General features: G+C 43.1%; 19 protein-coding genes and 1 other RNA gene. 10 read left to right on the top strand and 10 right to left on the bottom strand.

The window, feature by feature from the left end; translation table 11 throughout:
* The first annotated feature begins 115 nt into the window (after positions 1-115).
* The gene (locus tag GSQ19_RS01860; RefSeq protein ID WP_011321097.1) at positions 116-832 is read left to right on the top strand and encodes a pirin family protein; all 717 of its coding nucleotides are present in this window, start codon (positions 116-118) and stop codon (positions 830-832) included.
* Positions 833-862: 30 nt separating this feature from the next.
* Here GSQ19_RS01860 and GSQ19_RS01855 read toward each other — a convergent pair whose 3' ends face one another.
* Both GSQ19_RS01855 and GSQ19_RS01850 read right to left on the bottom strand, forming a co-directional pair.
* Entirely contained in the window at positions 863-1,594 is a 732-nt protein-coding gene (locus tag GSQ19_RS01855) for a glycoside hydrolase family protein (RefSeq protein WP_011321096.1), read from the bottom strand.
* 99 nt (positions 1,595-1,693) lie between these two features.
* Positions 1,694-2,245, bottom strand: coding sequence for a 2'-5' RNA ligase family protein (locus tag GSQ19_RS01850; protein WP_011321095.1), 552 nt, complete (start codon positions 2,243-2,245; stop codon positions 1,694-1,696).
* A 140-nt stretch (positions 2,246-2,385) separates the two neighbouring features.
* On the opposite strand from GSQ19_RS01850, the gene GSQ19_RS01845 reads away from it, so the two are divergent.
* The 6 genes from GSQ19_RS01845 (at position 2,386) to GSQ19_RS01820 (ending at position 5,178) form a co-directional block, all read left to right on the top strand.
* Positions 2,386-2,652: a YciI family protein gene (locus GSQ19_RS01845; RefSeq protein ID WP_011321094.1), complete on the top strand. Its 267-nt coding sequence runs from the start codon at positions 2,386-2,388 to the stop codon at positions 2,650-2,652.
* A gap of 36 nt (positions 2,653-2,688) precedes the next feature.
* Positions 2,689-2,785, top strand: an RNA gene (gene ffs, locus GSQ19_RS01840) — signal recognition particle sRNA small type.
* Between the two features lie 26 nt (positions 2,786-2,811).
* On the top strand, positions 2,812-3,192 hold the full coding sequence (locus GSQ19_RS01835) for a phasin family protein (RefSeq protein ID WP_011321093.1): 381 nt from the start codon (positions 2,812-2,814) through the stop codon (positions 3,190-3,192).
* 156 nt (positions 3,193-3,348) lie between these two features.
* Positions 3,349-3,744 (top strand): hypothetical protein, encoded by a 396-nt coding sequence (locus GSQ19_RS01830; protein WP_011321092.1) that lies wholly within the window; start codon positions 3,349-3,351, stop codon positions 3,742-3,744.
* A 77-nt stretch (positions 3,745-3,821) separates the two neighbouring features.
* Positions 3,822-4,232, top strand: coding sequence for a preQ(1) synthase (queF, locus tag GSQ19_RS01825; protein WP_011321091.1), 411 nt, complete (start codon positions 3,822-3,824; stop codon positions 4,230-4,232).
* Positions 4,233-4,353: 121 nt separating this feature from the next.
* On the top strand, positions 4,354-5,178 hold the full coding sequence (locus GSQ19_RS01820) for an alpha/beta fold hydrolase (protein WP_104010063.1): 825 nt from the start codon (positions 4,354-4,356) through the stop codon (positions 5,176-5,178).
* 92 nt (positions 5,179-5,270) lie between these two features.
* Here GSQ19_RS01820 and GSQ19_RS01815 read toward each other — a convergent pair whose 3' ends face one another.
* From GSQ19_RS01815 to carA, 5 genes are all read right to left on the bottom strand, one after another.
* A complete protein-coding gene (locus GSQ19_RS01815) occupies positions 5,271-5,573 on the bottom strand; it encodes a DUF1816 domain-containing protein (RefSeq protein WP_011321089.1) in 303 nt (100 codons plus the stop codon).
* A 97-nt stretch (positions 5,574-5,670) separates the two neighbouring features.
* On the bottom strand, positions 5,671-6,654 hold the full coding sequence (gene rlmB / locus GSQ19_RS01810) for a 23S rRNA (guanosine(2251)-2'-O)-methyltransferase RlmB (protein WP_011321088.1): 984 nt from the start codon (positions 6,652-6,654) through the stop codon (positions 5,671-5,673).
* 98 nt (positions 6,655-6,752) lie between these two features.
* Positions 6,753-7,238: a Mini-ribonuclease 3 gene (locus tag GSQ19_RS01805; protein WP_011321087.1), complete on the bottom strand. Its 486-nt coding sequence runs from the start codon at positions 7,236-7,238 to the stop codon at positions 6,753-6,755.
* Positions 7,239-7,778: 540 nt separating this feature from the next.
* On the bottom strand, positions 7,779-8,180 hold the full coding sequence (locus GSQ19_RS01800; RefSeq protein ID WP_011321086.1) for an STAS domain-containing protein: 402 nt from the start codon (positions 8,178-8,180) through the stop codon (positions 7,779-7,781).
* Between the two features lie 147 nt (positions 8,181-8,327).
* The gene (gene carA / locus GSQ19_RS01795; protein ID WP_011321085.1) at positions 8,328-9,494 is read right to left on the bottom strand and encodes a glutamine-hydrolyzing carbamoyl-phosphate synthase small subunit; all 1,167 of its coding nucleotides are present in this window, start codon (positions 9,492-9,494) and stop codon (positions 8,328-8,330) included.
* A 438-nt stretch (positions 9,495-9,932) separates the two neighbouring features.
* Here carA and GSQ19_RS01790 point away from each other — a divergent pair, with 438 nt between their 5' ends.
* Positions 9,933-10,985 carry a retropepsin-like aspartic protease family protein gene (locus GSQ19_RS01790; protein ID WP_041456425.1) on the top strand — a complete coding sequence of 351 codons (1,053 nt, stop codon included), beginning with the start codon at positions 9,933-9,935 and terminating at the stop codon, positions 10,983-10,985.
* Here the strand turns inward: GSQ19_RS01790 and trpD are convergent.
* Positions 10,915-12,003, bottom strand: coding sequence for an anthranilate phosphoribosyltransferase (gene trpD / locus GSQ19_RS01785; protein ID WP_011321083.1), 1,089 nt, complete (start codon positions 12,001-12,003; stop codon positions 10,915-10,917). The two genes, GSQ19_RS01790 and trpD, sit on opposite strands and share 71 nt — an antisense overlap.
* Before the next feature lie 90 nt (positions 12,004-12,093).
* A complete protein-coding gene (locus GSQ19_RS01780) occupies positions 12,094-12,945 on the bottom strand; it encodes a DNA adenine methylase (RefSeq protein ID WP_011321082.1) in 852 nt (283 codons plus the stop codon).
* A 154-nt stretch (positions 12,946-13,099) separates the two neighbouring features.
* Between GSQ19_RS01780 and GSQ19_RS01775 the strand changes: the two genes are divergently transcribed.
* Positions 13,100-13,822 (top strand): cytochrome b/b6 domain-containing protein, encoded by a 723-nt coding sequence (locus tag GSQ19_RS01775; RefSeq protein WP_041456422.1) that lies wholly within the window; start codon positions 13,100-13,102, stop codon positions 13,820-13,822.
* Between the two features lie 187 nt (positions 13,823-14,009).
* Positions 14,010-14,435 (top strand): anthrone oxygenase family protein, encoded by a 426-nt coding sequence (locus tag GSQ19_RS01770; RefSeq protein ID WP_224311599.1) that lies wholly within the window; start codon positions 14,010-14,012, stop codon positions 14,433-14,435.
* Between the two features lie 146 nt (positions 14,436-14,581).
* On the opposite strand, the gene GSQ19_RS01765 is transcribed toward GSQ19_RS01770, so the two are convergent.
* Positions 14,582-15,676 carry a hypothetical protein gene (locus tag GSQ19_RS01765; RefSeq protein ID WP_011321079.1) on the bottom strand — a complete coding sequence of 365 codons (1,095 nt, stop codon included), beginning with the start codon at positions 15,674-15,676 and terminating at the stop codon, positions 14,582-14,584.
* Between the last annotated feature and the right edge of the window lie 147 nt (positions 15,677-15,823).

Below are 15,823 nucleotides of genomic sequence, written 5' to 3'. Positions count from 1 at the left end.
AAATAAATTATAAAAAACAAAAATGTATTTTAAAAATTTCATTTTACCAAATTGAACCCAACAAAAATAAGTTCTTGTATCACCAATTAAAATTACCAATTAACGAGGTAAATCTATGTCTCAAAATACAATCAACAATCTCATTCATGATAGAAATGCACGGGGTCGTAGTCAAACAGGTTGGCTTGATAGTTATCACACCTTTTCTTTCAGCAGTTTTTATGATCCCAACCGTATGGGATTCCGTTCCTTACGAGTCATCAATGACGACCGCATTGCACCTGGTGCAGGATTTCCCACTCATGGACATCGTGATATGGAAATTCTCACTTATGTACTCTCAGGTGCAGTAGAGCATAAAGACAGTTTGGGTACTGGTTCAGTTATTCGTCCTGGCGATGTGCAGATTATGAGTGCTGGTACGGGAATTCAACATAGTGAATTTAACCACTCACGCACCGAAGCATTACATTTACTGCAAATCTGGATTTTACCTGACGAACAAGGATTAGCACCCAGATACCAACAGAAAGCTTTCACCCCAGAAGAAAAACGCGGTCAACTGCGTCTTGTAGCTGCTAAAGACGGACGTGATGGTGCTGTCACTATTCACCAAAATGTTGATATCTACGCCTCTATTTTAAAACCAGGTGATGTAGTCAATTATCACGTAAAAGGCGATCGCTATGCTTGGTTGCAAATCGCTCAAGGTGTCGCCACTTTAAATGGTGAAGAACTCAGAGCAGGTGATGGCGTACAAATCAACACAGAAGAGCAACTGAAAATCAGTACAAGCGTCGGTACAGAGTTATTGCTGTTCGATTTAGCCTGATAATTGATGTTAAATAACTCCCCCCTAAGACTATGACAATGGCTGAAGAAATAGTTTAGCCTCAGCCACTCGTCTGCGTCTTAACCCCGCCTCAACTGGACTACCCGGATTTCTATACATAATTAGAGTGGGTTCAATTTTGTCCCACTCTTGATTATTCAATACTCTAGTAATTGTCTCAAAACCTTTAGAACCATAGAAATTTGCCCCCAAGTTATAAGCAAAACTCAATAATGCTCCTTGTTGGTAAGGATTGAAATCTTCCCATCTAAGTATTCTCTCTAGAGGTGGTAAATATTTACGCTCTAACTGAAAAATTAACAGTTCATCCGCCTCTACTTGGGTAATTTTTTCCCCCAAAGACCATTCGCTACCATCTTTTTTTACAGTAGAACCCCAACCAATAGTATAAGGTTTACCTTTAGAGAGAGGGTCGGGATAAGCTATCAACTTACAGCCCTCAAATTCTTTGATCAAATTCACCCCTGGTAGTGGTAATTTACCGGAAGCTCCACCATAAAGTTTTGCTATTTCTATTTGTCGCTGAATGGCTTTATTTAAAGCATTACGAGTATTTATCTCTACTACGCCATCAGGAGTAATATTTTGTTTTTGTTGGAATTGTTTGACAGCCGCTTCTGTTTTGTTACCGAAATCACCATCTATCCGACCTGGATCGAATTTTAGTTTAACTAGTATTTCTTGCAGTTCGCTCACCTCTGAGCCTTTTGACCCTTTTCTGAGCGTCTCGGTGATACTCATGTTAAGTGTACTTATTTGATTAATATATACACTTAATAATCAAACCTTTCTGTCTTTACACTCAAAGCATCTGTAATAAAAAGTTATATGTGCTGCCGATTAGAGGAAATTAAACTCTGACTTAATCAGCCAACGTCTACCATCGTGAATCAGCAAAGTTAACTTATCCGCAGTGAATTCAAAATCTAGTTGACGATTGGCAAATTCTGTCCAAGCAGCCTGAAAGTTTTGTTTTGTTAAGTCTCGAAAGCCTACTGTCATGTGTGGTACAAAAGGGCGTTGTTTGCCAACTGCATCTACAATCTTCAAGGTAGCTTCTGTATGGCCGATTAACTCAGCTTGCAAGTTCAACAGTGCTGGACTTCTCTCGACATTGATATAAATAACACGGGGTGCAAAGGCATCAAAACCACTGAGAGTTACTGGTATCGACTGTTGCTGGCTGGCAAAATCTCTCAAGGAGGTTTCTAGTATAGATATATGATTATCTACCCACTCGAACGGTGGTTGCAGTGTAATGTGTGGCGGCGACTTTTGCGCGTGGCGACTAGCGTAATGATCTGCAAAGTGCTGTTTGATTTGGTTGGCGTAGTCTTGTATCTCTTGCGGCGGTAGCAAGGCGACGAAAAAACGACTTTTTGGTAAATTCAAAATTCAAAAGGGAAGATCAAATACAGTAGTTTGAAAATTAACGATCTAAAAAACTGCGATCGCTCCTCACTCTATTTCCCTAAAGATAACATTACCGTTAAAAATATTAGAAAATAGGATTTCTAGAGGTTGCAAGCAAAATGCCGTGGTTCGTCAAGTTAGAAGAAGGCAAAGTTGATAAATCCATCTTTGACCAATACGTACCAGCTCACCAAGCCTACGTCAGAGATTTGATTACCAAGGGTTACAAAGCCCGAACAGGTTATTGGGCGCAATTCGGTGGCGGGATGTTGCTATTTGAGGCTGCTTCAATGGCAGAAGCCGAGGCCATTGTTGCCGATGATCCCTTAGTAAAGAGCGGTTGTGTCAACTTTAAACTTTACGAATGGAAAATTGTTGTTGAATAACGCACAGTTACGGAATTTGATGTTATATTATTAATAGACCTGGATCTATGCGACTCCAACGCCTAAACCTTGTCAGGACCGGAAGGTAGCAGCAACACAGGATGCTTGTAGTAGGCGTAGTCTCCGGGTCGCCCTATTTATTAGGAGCTATCAGCAGCAATGCCTGGTTTTGGAGATATTGTTCAAAAAGCATTTTACCTCGGTGTCGGATTGGCTTCTTACGCTGGCGAGAAAGCTGGGGGTAAATTAACTGAACTGCGATCGCAAGTCCAAAAACTGGCAGACGAGATGGTTGCCAAGGGTGAAATGACCACAGACGAAGCCCGTCGCTTTGTGGAAGATATGATGAAGCAAGCCCAACAGCCTCCAGCAACAGATGAAGCTCCTGGAAAACCGCCCTCTTCTGAACCTCGTCGCATCGAAATTTTAGAGGAAGATGAAGAACCAACGGTGAAAGAGGCATCAACAGAGAAAGTAGATGAACTGCGCCAACAAGTGCTAGACCTGCAAGAAGAGTTAAAAAGATTGCAAAAAGAATAGAGATTGCTCAGTTAAAAGTCCTATCAGCACGGTGTGAACTGGGCGTACTAGTACGTACCTGAGAATCTATAATATATGTGATCTAGGGTGTACTTTAGTGTTTCCAGTCAAGTAGCACTATGCGTCCTATTTTTTGCAAGCCAGGGCGTTAAGTTTATGGATCAATGGCAAAAAGATTTGATGGAAATGGTGGAAACTGCGGCCGATGAAGTAGAACGCTTCTTCTTAGGAATGGGTGAAATGGTAGATGCCTTTTTTGAGCTAACAGAAGAATTCACTGAACAAGTCCAAAACAGTATTGTTACCGAAGTTGACCAGTATTTACAGGATTTAACCGAGCCGATTCTGGATATCTACTGGGAACTAGAGGATGTTGTGGCGGATGTTGATCCTGGCTTTCCTTATTCAGTCGAAGCGACAACAGAACAAAATGCTGCCTGTATAGGTTGCAGTAATTACCACGGTCATGTGTATGGAGGTAATTTGCTAGTCTGCGGTATGCACCCTCATGGGTGGGATGATGGAAGTTGTCCTGATTGGGAGCGAGAATAGTTTCGAGGGCTGGGTGCTGGGTGTTGGATGTTAAGTTATTAGTGATGGATCTTTACATTTCTTTGGACTAATAATTTATGAGTAATTCTTCACCGGAAACGGTATCTCAGCCTAGCCAGGAAGTTAAGTATGGCGAACGGGAGATTGCGGAAGGACAATTAATTACCTTTCCCAATCCGCGTGTGGGTCGGCGCTATGATATTAATATTACCTTGCCGGAATTTACTTGTAAGTGTCCATTTTCCGGTTATCCTGACTTTGCCACTATTTATATTACCTATGTCCCTGATGAGCGAGTGGTGGAATTAAAGGCTCTCAAACTTTACATTAACAGTTACCGCGATCGCTACATTTCCCACGAAGAATCAGCCAACCAAATTCTCGATGATTTTGTCGCAGCTTGTGACCCTCTAGAAGCAACTGTCAAAGCTGATTTTACCCCCCGTGGGAACGTTCATACTGTGGTGGAAGTTAAGCACAGGAAATAAGGAACGCCAGGGAGTAGGTTTAAAATTTGGTTTTGTAGGGACGGGAGCATCCTTAACTGTGCATCATATTGGATTAACCCGCCCCTACTCATGGGGTATTAAGAATTTTGAATTAATTACTGTGACTGAGAAACTTAACATTCATATCCAAGGTCAAGGTTTCCCCATATTAGGACTGCATGGACATCCTGGTAGTGGTCGGAGTCTGTCGGTTTTTACAAATCACTTATCAAAACGTTACCAAACTATTGCCCCTGATTTGCGTGGCTACGGCACCAGTCGCTTTCGGGGCAACTTTACCATGCAGGATCATTTAACCGACTTAGAAGCTTTATTAGATCGTTTGCAGATCGAGAAATGCTTAGTATTGGGATGGTCTTTGGGTGGGATTTTAGCGATGGAGTTGGCTTTGCGCCTACCGCAGCGTATCACTGGGCTGATTTTGGTGGCGACAGCAGCTAGACCCCGTGGTAATCATCCACCGATTTCCTGGCAGGATAATCTTTATACAGGTGTTGCTGGGTTACTAAACTACATCAAACCGGGCTGGCGCTGGAATATTGAGACTTTTGGCAAGCGATCGCTGTTTCGTTATCTCATACAGCAACACACACCCACTGCCTATAATTACATAGCCAGGGAAGCTTTGCCAGCTTACTTGCAAACTTCTCCATCTGCCACTCGCGCCCTTAACAGCGCCTTGCGTTTAGGATACAACCGACTCGCAGACCTTGAGCAAATTCATTGCCCTAGTCTGGTGCTGGCTGGCGCTCAAGATAAACACATTACAGCCGATTCTAGTTTAGAAACAGCCCAACATCTCAAACAGAGTCAGTGGCAATGCTACCCTCATACCGCCCATCTTTTCCCTTGGGAAATACCCCAGCAGGTAATAAACGATATTGACCTGTGGTTAGCAAACAACTCACAGGTAATGAGTAATTAATAATACAAAGTCCACAGTCAAAAGTCCCAAGTCAAGAGTTTAATGCAATCACTAATGACTAATGACTAATGACTATTAACTAATTGCCTAACTTACATCTGACCGCTAAAGGCAGGCTTTACTTTGCGGTCAAGACGTTCCCCCAGGTCTTCAGCAATCGTCAAGTTATTAGGTTTACAGCGTTTCACATTCACACCTATTCCTTGCGCCCCTTCTGTCTCTAAATCCTCGACGTAGCCTTTGATGGCTACCTTCGCGTCAGCAGAATTCAGAAAAGGCCCGAAGTAGTATGTGCAGCGTGGGTTTTGAGTAGTAATCTCCACCCACCAAGCCAAGCCAAAAGTATTGAAAGTATTAATTGTAGTTTCTTTCAGGTTTTGCCAAATTGTTTTCATGGTTGTCGCCAATTGATCAAAGTGGTACTGAATGTTCAGCAATAGAGATTGCTATTTTTTGTTGTTACATTTCTTTATACTCTTTTACTGATTATTTTCATAGAGGCTTTGGCAATTTATCTAGGTACAAAGTGTTTAATGAGCGTTGGCGGAAAATCTCATAAAGCGCCATTCCTGCGGCAACTGAGGCATTCAGACTAGGGGTCTTACCCATCAGGGGAATTGATACCAAAACATCACATGAGCGCTGAGTTAACATACTCAAGCCTTCGCCTTCCGAGCCGATGACCAAAACAATGGGGCCGCGGAAACTGACTGTGTGCAGAGGTTCGCTACCTCCAGCCGCAGTTCCATAAATCCAGAAGCCAGCCTCTTTTAAATCTTCTAAAGCCCTGCTGAGATTAACTACCCTTGCTACAGGAAAATTTTCTAAAGCCCCTGCTGCTACTTTCACAACTGTAGAGGTGATCCCGGATGCTCTTCTTTGGGGAATAACCAAGCCTTGAGCGCCAATTGCTTCGGCTGTACGAATAATTGCCCCTAGATTATGGGGGTCGGTGATGCCATCAGCGACGATAATGACGGGATCGGTGACAGACTTAGCTTGGGCAATTAGTTCATAAAACTCAATATATGAGTAGGGAGCGATCTGTGCAGCTATGCCTTGGTGATTAGCTTGGTCGGTGATTTGGTCTAAGCGTTTGGGTTCTACTTCGTCTATGACCGCGCCATTTTCTTTGGCTTGGAGAATCAAATTATGAAACCGGGGATCGTAACGCAGTCGAGGAGTTACCCAGATGCGGTTGAGTCCACGTTGATTTTCCAGCGCACTCAGTACTGGATGACGACCATAAATAATGTCGCTTTCGTTCTCTTCTTTGACTTTGGGAATAGGTGCTGCATCAGAAAATTGACGGCGTGGACGCGGAGGCCGTGAGCTGCTGTTAGAGCTAGTAGGATTGCTCTCTCCATTTCTGTGACTACGAATAGGATTAGCTATGACACGCTTACCCTTGATTTTTACTGGTTGTCCGCGATTTGCTTCGCTGGTAGTCTTGATTTTTTTAGGTTTGTTAGTCATAAGATTTTGGCGTATGGCGCATGGGTAGACAGTCCGATTCCTGTATGTACTGAACCTAAACTTAAAAAGCTTCCGATCGCTGAGATTGAGTAGTTAAATTATTCTTCTTTCTCTAGATGGATTTTCTGTAACAGTTCGGTTAAACGTGGGAAATCGGTGATATAAAGGTAGCCTATTAAAGCTTCAAGACTTGTGGCTTGTTGATATATTTCGGGATCAACTCGTTTGGGACGACCTGCGGCAGCATTACGGCCTCGGCGGACAATTTCTAATTCACTTGCCCTCAGGTAAGGAGTCAGCGATCGCAAATGTAGCGCCTGTGTTTCTGCTCTTACTTGTGCTACTACTAAACGATGGTAAGCATCAGATCGCTGTAGTGGTAGCAGGTAAAACATTCTAACATAAAGTTCATAAATTGCATCCCCTACATAAGCCAAAGCCGCAGGAGAAATCTGCTGCAATTGTGTCTGGGAGATATTTTGAATTAATGGCGCAGTGGTTGCCAAGAGTGCTTGATTCCAAGATGAATCTGGCTTAAGGTCTTCACCTTGTTTATCTAGTAACTCTTCCTCCTGGGACTTCACAAATTCATCATTCCTTCACGGGGTAATATTAAAAAGCAAAGATAAAAAATTTTAGATGCCTAGTTTTGGCAGTTTTTTAATTTCAAAAGGTATCTATAATTGCCTTTATACTTTACTACATTTATAAGGCATCTATCAAAAGGCTGATATTCTACTACGCCATGTTGCTACACCTAGCTGAATTCAGTGCTATAAAAATCATTTCCTAATATATCTTTTTATTGGTTAGTTTGCTATGGATCAATACTTGGTCAGCCTAAACGCTGGCAATGACGAGCTTAGAGATGAGTTGTCAATTTTTTAGCTAGTAGTCTGGCAAATCAACTTTGCAAGGTTAATAGCAGCCAAAAATCTCTTTTTCCCCCTGCTTCCCCTGCTTGCCTTAGCCTAGCAATTTTGGGTTGGTGAACTACTAGCCTCCATTCTCTATTCTCATCGTTGGCTTTTGTACCTCTCCCAGACAGAGAGAGGTTTTTCGCCAACCTTTCTATAAATTAAGCTATGCCGAAAAATATCGGATAGCTTAATCTCTCTATGAGGTCAAGCACCCTTGATGTTTTCTACAGCTGCGTCAACTGTGGATTGCAGTGAGAGAAACTTCTCTAAGCGAACGAGCTTGACAGTTTGAGTAACGCGTGCATTGGTGACAATTTGCAAGGTTCCTTCGGCCGTTTGAGCTTGCTTGGCTAGCTGCACCAGAGCGCCCAAGCCGGAACTGTCAACAAAGTCAATTTGCGAAAGATCCAGAATAATATGCTTTGGGCCTTCATCAATTTTGCCGCCAAGTACCTTGCGAAACGTCGGCTCAGAAAAGGCATCTAACAGACCTGTGAGGCGGAATAGCTGATAGTTATCGCGGACTTCACGAGTACCTCTCAGGCTTACGGTTAGATTTAGTGGTTCAGCAATAATTCCCTCCTCGTCGTTAAAGTGAACGCTCAAGTATAGATGGTTTTTGGGCGTGTTGTCTACAACCTGCTGGGGTATGGGGATCGGGGAGTGGGTATTGGGTATTGGGTATTAGGTAAATTTCTTTTCCCTTGTTCCCGGTTCCTCTGTATTTCCTTGTCTCCAATCCCCAATCCCTTTTTAACTCACTTCTGCTGTAGTGGCTTGTTTTGTTGTCCGCATTTGATGAACAAACTGGGCAAACAAGTAATCAGCATCGTGAGGACCAGGGCTGGCTTCTGGGTGGTACTGTACTGAAAAGATAGGTAGAGATTTGTGGCGCAGACCGGCAACAGTGCGATCGTTTAAATTGAGGTGGCTGATTTCCACAACTGCCTCAGGTAAAGAATCTGGGTCAATGGCAAAGCTGTGGTTTTGGCTGGTGATTTCTACCCGTTGTTGTAAACCTGCTGGTTGATTTAAACCCCGATGTCCAAATTTCAGCTTAAAGGTTTCTGCTCCCAAGGCGTGACCCAAAATTTGGTGTCCCATACAAATACCGAAAATGGGTTTTTCACTTTCGAGCAATACTTTGGCTGTGGTAATACCTTCTGTAACTGCCGAGGGGTCACCAGGGCCGTTCGAGAGGAAAATACCATCTGGATTGTATTTTAGGATTGCTTCTGGTGATGTATCGGCAGGTACAACAATGACTCGGCAACCATAACTGGCTAAACGACGTAATATATTGCGTTTAACACCAAAATCTAGGGCGACAACTGTCAAGGATTCCCCATTATTTACTGTACCCTCTGGGTTAAATTCCCAAACTGCTGTTGTGGGATCTGACCATTCGTAAACTGTAGAGGTGGTAACTTCCCGGACTAGATTTAAGCCTGCCATGTTGGGAGCTGCTTGTACCTGTTCTAACAACTCCGCTTCATCCAAAATTTCTGTGGAGATGCCGCCGTTCATGGCTCCGTACATCCGAATTTTGCGAGTGAGGGCGCGGGTATCTATACCAAAGATACCGGGGATTTGGTGCTGTTTGAGGTAGTCGGGTAAGGATTGTGCCGATCGCCAGTTACTCGGTTTATGACAAATATTTCGGGCGATCGCACCCCGCACTTGGGGACGTGCTGATTCTTCGTCTTCAGGATTAACGCCTGTATTCCCCAATTCGGGATAGGTAAACACGACAATCTGTCCGCAGTAACTAGGGTCAGTCAATACTTCTTGATAGCCAGTCATACCGGTGTTGAAGACGACTTCGCCAATGGTGGTTCCCGTCGCACCGAAAGACCAACCACGGTAAGCAGTTCCATCTGCCAAGACAAGGAGAGCAGGTATTGCGTCAGACAGGGGCATAAGCGATGAATTAGGATGGGGACTGGGGAGATTGGGGATTGGGGACTGAGAATTGGAGAAATTTTTTTCTCCGTTGCTTTGTGATCGTTGAGATTTTTTCAGTCGTTAGTCCCTAATACCCACACTGCGAGTGTTAATTATCCCATGAGTTTGTGAATTACACGTTCGCCAGGAAATTAATTAAAACTTAAAATCAAGATAGCTCTATTTGGGGGGGGATAAGGGTATGGGGGTGCAGGGGAGCCAGTTGCGTGGTGAGGCAGTCCGGTCTTGGGGGTTTCCCCCAGGAGGAACTGCCGAAAGGGTCTCCCGACTCGTTCGCTATAGCGTCTCGTAGAGAAGCACTCTGGCGTGTGTAAAAGAAAAATATCTGATTCATAATTCCCTAGTCCCCACATTTGGATGCCTTCGCTGGAACAGGTAAGATTAAAATTAATTATGCTTCAGCCCTTTTTATCTCGCGCAGTCCTGATTTGTTTGTCTAGTATGATCGCCTTTTTAAGTGTTGCTTGTAGCGGAGGCAAACAAAAAACGGCTATTCTTCGTAATCAACAGTCTGTGGTGACGGAGGATTTACCAGTACCAGTTGCTGACGAACCACAAGTAGCACCAAATATTTCGCAGTCAACAGAGTTGCCATCATCGCCAATGGAACCGAGTTCTTTTGAGATGGGGTTAGATAAGGCGGCTGGTGCTGAGAGTATTAGTCAATCGGCGCAATCCCCTGATGATTGGTATTTGGTAGCCAGTCAGTTCCATGATGCGATCGCTCTGATGAAAAAAGTTGAAAAGCAAAGTCCTGAGTTTGCGATCGCTCAAACTAAAATTTCTGAGTATCAACGTCAGATGAAGTACGCTGTACGCCAAGCTAATACTGTCGCCCGACCATTGCCTACAAGACCGACTCCCAGGATAGTGGCAACTGCGCCCCAACAGTCTAGCTCACCCCAGTTTGTTATCCCTGTCCCACCACCTGGAAGCGCAAAACTGTCAACAGAACAAGTAGATTTTCCGATATCCACAGCACTAACATCGGAACAAGATGTTTTTGTCGCCCCAATTAAACGGCGAATTGGGGGTACACCAATTGTGACGGTGACTTTTAACGGTCAGCAACAATTTGACATGATTGTGGATACTGGAGCCAGTGGTACTGTGATCACTCAACAGATGGCAAATGCTTTGAGAGTTGTTACTGTGGGTAAGGCCAAGGCTAACACCGCTAGTTCTAAGGGTGTAGAGTTTCCCATTGGTTATGTAGATTCGATGGCAGTGGGAGGGGTGATAGTAAATAGGGTACCAGTAGCGATCGCTGGGGCAGAACTCGAAACTGGGCTTTTAGGACATGACTTTTTTGGCAATTACGATGTCACTATTAAGCGCAATGTCGTAGAATTTCGCCGCCAATCGCACTCAGAAGCTAACTCTTCAGAAAGTGTACCAATTGTTCCAATTTTGCCCAAGCAGTACCAGTCTGTAGGATCTCCTTAGCTACACTCACACCTTTGGCATGGTCTAATAATGGGACTGCACCCGCCACCTGTAGCGCCAAAGCCGCGTTTAAAGCTACAGCGTCCTGTTGTGCTTGGGTTCCTTGGCCTTGCAATACAGCTTTGAGAATCTCCGCATTTTCTTGTACATCCCCACCCCGGAGTGCGCCAATAGGAGCAGGTGTCACACCCACTTCCTGGGGATTTATCGTAGTTAACTGTAGCTTACCATCAGATAATACTGCTAAGTCAGTTAAATCACCCAACCCAGCCTCATCCAGCCTTTCTCGTCCATGTAAGACGATCGCCTTTTGCTTACCCAAATTATCTAAAGCTTGGGCAACAGTTGTCAAAAGTTTGGGAGTAAATAACCCCACCACTTGTCCTGTGGGACGCAAAGGATTGACCAACGGCCCCAGCAAATTAAACACCGTGCGGATTCTTAAAGTCCGTCGCAAAGTAGCCACCGCTTTTAATGCAGGATGCCAACCGGGAGCAAACAAAAATGTGATCCCGACTTCTTGCAGAGCAGCTTGTACTTTTTCACTAGAAGCACCCAAGTTAACACCCAGAGCTTCTAAAACATCGGCACTACCCGTCAAACTCGAAGCCGAACGATTACCATGCTTGGCAACAGGTACACCATAAGCAGCCGCCACAAACGCCACAGCAGTAGAAATGTTAAAAGTTGATGACCCGTCGCCACCAGTGCCACAAGTATCGATTATGGGGAATTGGTAATTGGTAATGGGTAATTGGGAAGAATTTTCTCCACTCCCCAATTTAGATTGAGATTGTAGTACTTCAGCCATACCAGTCAACTCATCGGCAGAAACGCCTTTAAAGTTGAGTGCTGTTAAGATTGCTCCTGATAACTCTGGAGGTACGGCTTCACTAAGCCAACCTTGCATCAATTCAGCAGCTTGCGATCGACTTAAAGATTCACCATCTATTAATTGTTGCAGTAGAAGATACCAACTAGTAGAAGATTCTTGGGTAGGGATTGGGGAAGTTGTCATAACTCAAGTTTGTGTAGGTTGAGAGGCATGGCAGTTATCCTACCGAAAAATTGACTGTCGTCAAAGCGAGGTTGAAATATTCATTTATAACTATAAATTCTGTTGATTTTTTGCCATTTTATGGGAATTATGTTTGATTTCATAGTTGCTAATAAATAACTCTTGTCCCTTGGCAGCACCGCTTTGTTTATAGTTATTCATGCCATATTGCAATTCCCATTCGTATATGTGAGCAGATAAAAAATTAGCTCGGATTTCCGGTGAATTGTCGTAGGTAATAAGCCAACGATGGGGACATTGTTGCAATAACTCAGCAAATCGCTGATGTTCAAAAGATGTATGTAAATCCCCAATTTTACCATACAATCTAGATTTTGTAGCACTAAAATATGGCGGATCTAAGAATATAAATACGTCGTTTTGTTCACTATTCAGTAGTTGACTGTAGTCTAAGTTAGTAATCTTGATATCTTCAGTTAGAATATCTGCTAATTTCTCTAATCGTTCTATTGAAGAGTAAGTAAACCTTTTTTGAAAAGCTTGTTGAGAGAAACCACCTGATTCTACAGTACCAGAGAAGGTAATTCTGTTGAGGATAAAAAATCTTACTGCTCTGTCGAAGTCAGACAGACTAGTAACATCGACTGTGGTTAATTCCAAAAACAGTGATTTACCATCTTGATATCTATCTTTAAATCGGCGTATTTCTTGCACTAGCTCAGGTAAATTAGATTGGGCAAATCTCCAGAATAGAAATAATTCAGTATTTAAATCATTAATCCAAATTTTTAACGTAGGAAACTTTTGCTTTAAGTAAATAAATACAGAACCACCGCCTACAAATGGTTCCCGATATTCATGAAAGCTTGTCGGTAGGTATTCAATTATCTGCTTGATAGCTTTTGATTTACCGCCTGGATATCGGAGTGGGCTTTTGAGCATAAATTAACAAAATATAAATCTTTATTCTAATCGCAGCATATATCAGCGTTTATTGGCGTTGAATTATTAATTTGTTTAGCTATTGATGATAAGCCAGCTAATATCTAATAATATTTCTGGAATACTGCTGAAAATTACTACCAAGATTATAACCATGTCCCGTTCTGCGCCCTATCAGCCTTTGTTATTAAAGATTCTTCATGGTGTGAGTGGATTTTTAGCGATCGCCGCCATCATCACGGGTTTTTTAGTTTACAATACTTTCGATGGTAGATTTGGCAAGTTACCCATCCCCCGCATTGGTGAAAGTATAGACATTCACGGCACATTTGCAGTCTTTTTCTTCTTTGTGTTCCCGGCGTTAGCCCTCTATAGTTTTCATGCAGGAAACCGCAAGCTATTACAACAAGATTCTTTACAAAACTTAACTCAATTTGGTAGACCGATTTGGTGGGTGAGCTTACAAAGAATTGCCAACACACTTATGTTGATTGCGGCGGTTTTAGCTGTTTTGTCTGGCAGAATGATGAAAGAAGAATGGCTTCCTACAGGAGAGTTAAATCATGCTTGGTACTACCTGCATTTAATTGGTTGGCTTGTCATTGTTGCCTGTTTAGCAATTCACATTTTAATGTCTAGTAAAGTGGGTGGTGTGCCGTTATTACTTTCCATATTTTCTTGGCAGGTACGCCCAGAAGATAGCCCGACAAAATGGCCTAGTCGTTTACAAAATTGGTTGAGTAATTTATCAGCTAATGTTGGCGATGAAATTAATAATTTTGTGCAGAATAATTTCCCTCTCAGAGTAATTGAAATAATTGTGCTAGTGGGAATTTTTGCCGCGCTAGTTTTACCATTATTTTTCTCTGGTGAGTAGTGAGTACTTAATCAGGATATGCAGAAATATTCAAAATAGTATAAGTCTAGAAAAGCGATGCTCTACGACCGACCGTCGATCATCGCTGCAATATTTAAAAACCGATTGGTGAGATAAAGGCCTTATGGCAACTGTTGACAACTCGTTTTTCATACTGAAGCTTTTTGCAATACTAGGCTGCGGGCTGATGGCTGGAGTCTTCTTCGCTTTCTCCACCTTCGTCATGAATGCTCTTGCCAGACTTCAACCCACGCAGGGCATTGTCGCTATGCAGTCCATTAATATTACAGTGATTAACCCATTGTTTATGACAGCGTTTCTGGGAACAGGCGTGGCGTGCATGATTCTTTTAATTTCTTTACTGTTAAACAGGCATCAACCCAGTGCTGTCTATTTGCTTGCTGGTAGTCTACTCTATCTTTTTGGTACATTCGGCGTGACCATCATATTTAATGTACCGCTAAACAAAGCGCTGGCGATCGCCAATCCAGATAGCACTGATGGGGTGAAACTTTGGACTAGCTACCTGACTAACTGGACATTCTGGAACCACATTCGCACAGCCGCAGCACTTGCAGCATCAGCATTGCTCACCATCGCACTCCGCTATTGAGATAAGGGATAGGGGAGTGAGAAGCCATTATTTCTTAATTTTGTAGCGCAAGCCTTTCCTGCGGAACGCTACCGCGTTCGCCAAAGGCGTTCTCGCAGAGTACCCGTAGGATATTTTTAATTTTGAATTGATTCCCCCTGCCTGTTCTACCTTGACGAACGAAAGATAACACGACCAGGAATTTCCTCTTGATTAATTCGTGCATAGACTCGCAAACAAGTCAAAACCTCCCCAGGAATACCACCACAATCGAGTTGTAAATCATCTTTAGAAAAGGCACAAATATCAGCGTAAATTCCTGTTAGCTGGCGAATCCGCACGTCATAACCTGCATTTATGGCTCTATCGGCTACTTTTTTTAGGGCGCGTCTTGATTCTTGCTGTAGTTTACCCCACCAGGAATAACGCTCAGATGGTGGTATAAATACTAAAGAATTGATTGCTTCATCCATGTCAATCCAAGCGCGTAGAGTTAACAAGGGTTCGGCAATTTCTTCGGCTTTTCTTGTGCGTTGAAAGCGGTCTATAAAGGTATCTATATATTGATTTTGTTGCTCTGGCTGAGAATGTAAAGGAATAACATCGAAACTAAAAACGCTTTTTAGGGCATGATGTAAATCTGGTTCTATCTCTATAAATTTACTCCATAAAAGTAAGAAGCTAGCTAATAAATGTATTTCCTCTGAGGCATCATTTTGAATAATATTATTGTGAAAAAATGCTTTTTGTGATAAGCATAAACCTTGAGCATTGATGCTACCACTCAAGCCAGGGTAAATAATTTCATTGCGGATGAAAGGCAGGTGGTAGACATATTCATTATTTGCTACTGCGCCCATTTCTTGGGCCCAATCTAGAGCTTTTTGTCGCCAAACTTGAGCCAAACCTTCAGGAACTCGTAATAATTTGCGGTGAATTTCGTTCCATAAATCGGCATCTGTATAACTTTGTAACAAAGAATCTCCCAGATATAAACCGAGTTCTGAGTCAGAATCAAAAGCCTCTCGCAGGGAATTTAGCTTGAATTCATCTGGTGGCTGGATGATAGCTATAGCCTGTTGTTCTGGCTGTAGAAGATGGCGCAGTTCTTGCAGCACTTCATCACATACCTTTGCGCCTGGGTCTTGCGGAAATTCTGCTTGGGCTTTTTTCAGGGAAGCTTCTATTCCATGCAGGCTAAACCGCAATAGCCGGGCTAATTCTGAGTTTTTCGTTGTTAGTAGCTGATGTAGGTGCTGCATTAGTATTTCCTTTTTTTATCTCACGCAGAGAGAAGTTGCGGTGTGGGGGTTCCACCCGTTGAGCAAACTTCGGTGGGCGCAGAGGCGCAGAGAGAGATTTTGTATAACTCTCCGCGTACCTTTGCGCCTACCTCCCTTCGGGTTCAC

This window comes from Trichormus variabilis 0441, from assembly GCF_009856605.1.
In the GTDB taxonomy this organism is placed as follows: Bacteria; Cyanobacteriota; Cyanobacteriia; order Cyanobacteriales; family Nostocaceae; genus Trichormus; species Trichormus variabilis.
Note: the sequence above shows the minus strand (reverse complement) of the source record. Positions and strands in the feature narration are given on the sequence as shown.

Coding starts and splice junctions, on each gene's coding strand:
- GSQ19_RS01860 (WP_011321097.1), top strand. CDS start 116: ATGTCTCAAAATACAATCAACAATCTCATTCATGATAGAAATGCACGG.
- GSQ19_RS01855 (WP_011321096.1), bottom strand. CDS start 1,594: ATGAGTATCACCGAGACGCTCAGAAAAGGGTCAAAAGGCTCAGAGGTG.
- GSQ19_RS01845 (WP_011321094.1), top strand. CDS start 2,386: ATGCCGTGGTTCGTCAAGTTAGAAGAAGGCAAAGTTGATAAATCCATC.
- GSQ19_RS01835 (WP_011321093.1), top strand. CDS start 2,812: ATGCCTGGTTTTGGAGATATTGTTCAAAAAGCATTTTACCTCGGTGTC.
- GSQ19_RS01830 (WP_011321092.1), top strand. CDS start 3,349: ATGGATCAATGGCAAAAAGATTTGATGGAAATGGTGGAAACTGCGGCC.
- queF (WP_011321091.1), top strand. CDS start 3,822: ATGAGTAATTCTTCACCGGAAACGGTATCTCAGCCTAGCCAGGAAGTT.
- GSQ19_RS01815 (WP_011321089.1), bottom strand. CDS start 5,573: ATGAAAACAATTTGGCAAAACCTGAAAGAAACTACAATTAATACTTTC.
- rlmB (WP_011321088.1), bottom strand. CDS start 6,654: ATGACTAACAAACCTAAAAAAATCAAGACTACCAGCGAAGCAAATCGC.
- carA (WP_011321085.1), bottom strand. CDS start 9,494: ATGCCCCTGTCTGACGCAATACCTGCTCTCCTTGTCTTGGCAGATGGA.
- GSQ19_RS01790 (WP_041456425.1), top strand. CDS start 9,933: ATGCTTCAGCCCTTTTTATCTCGCGCAGTCCTGATTTGTTTGTCTAGT.
- trpD (WP_011321083.1), bottom strand. CDS start 12,003: ATGACAACTTCCCCAATCCCTACCCAAGAATCTTCTACTAGTTGGTAT.
- GSQ19_RS01780 (WP_011321082.1), bottom strand. CDS start 12,945: ATGCTCAAAAGCCCACTCCGATATCCAGGCGGTAAATCAAAAGCTATC.
- GSQ19_RS01775 (WP_041456422.1), top strand. CDS start 13,100: ATGTCCCGTTCTGCGCCCTATCAGCCTTTGTTATTAAAGATTCTTCAT.
- GSQ19_RS01770 (WP_224311599.1), top strand. CDS start 14,010: ATGGCTGGAGTCTTCTTCGCTTTCTCCACCTTCGTCATGAATGCTCTT.
- GSQ19_RS01765 (WP_011321079.1), bottom strand. CDS start 15,676: ATGCAGCACCTACATCAGCTACTAACAACGAAAAACTCAGAATTAGCC.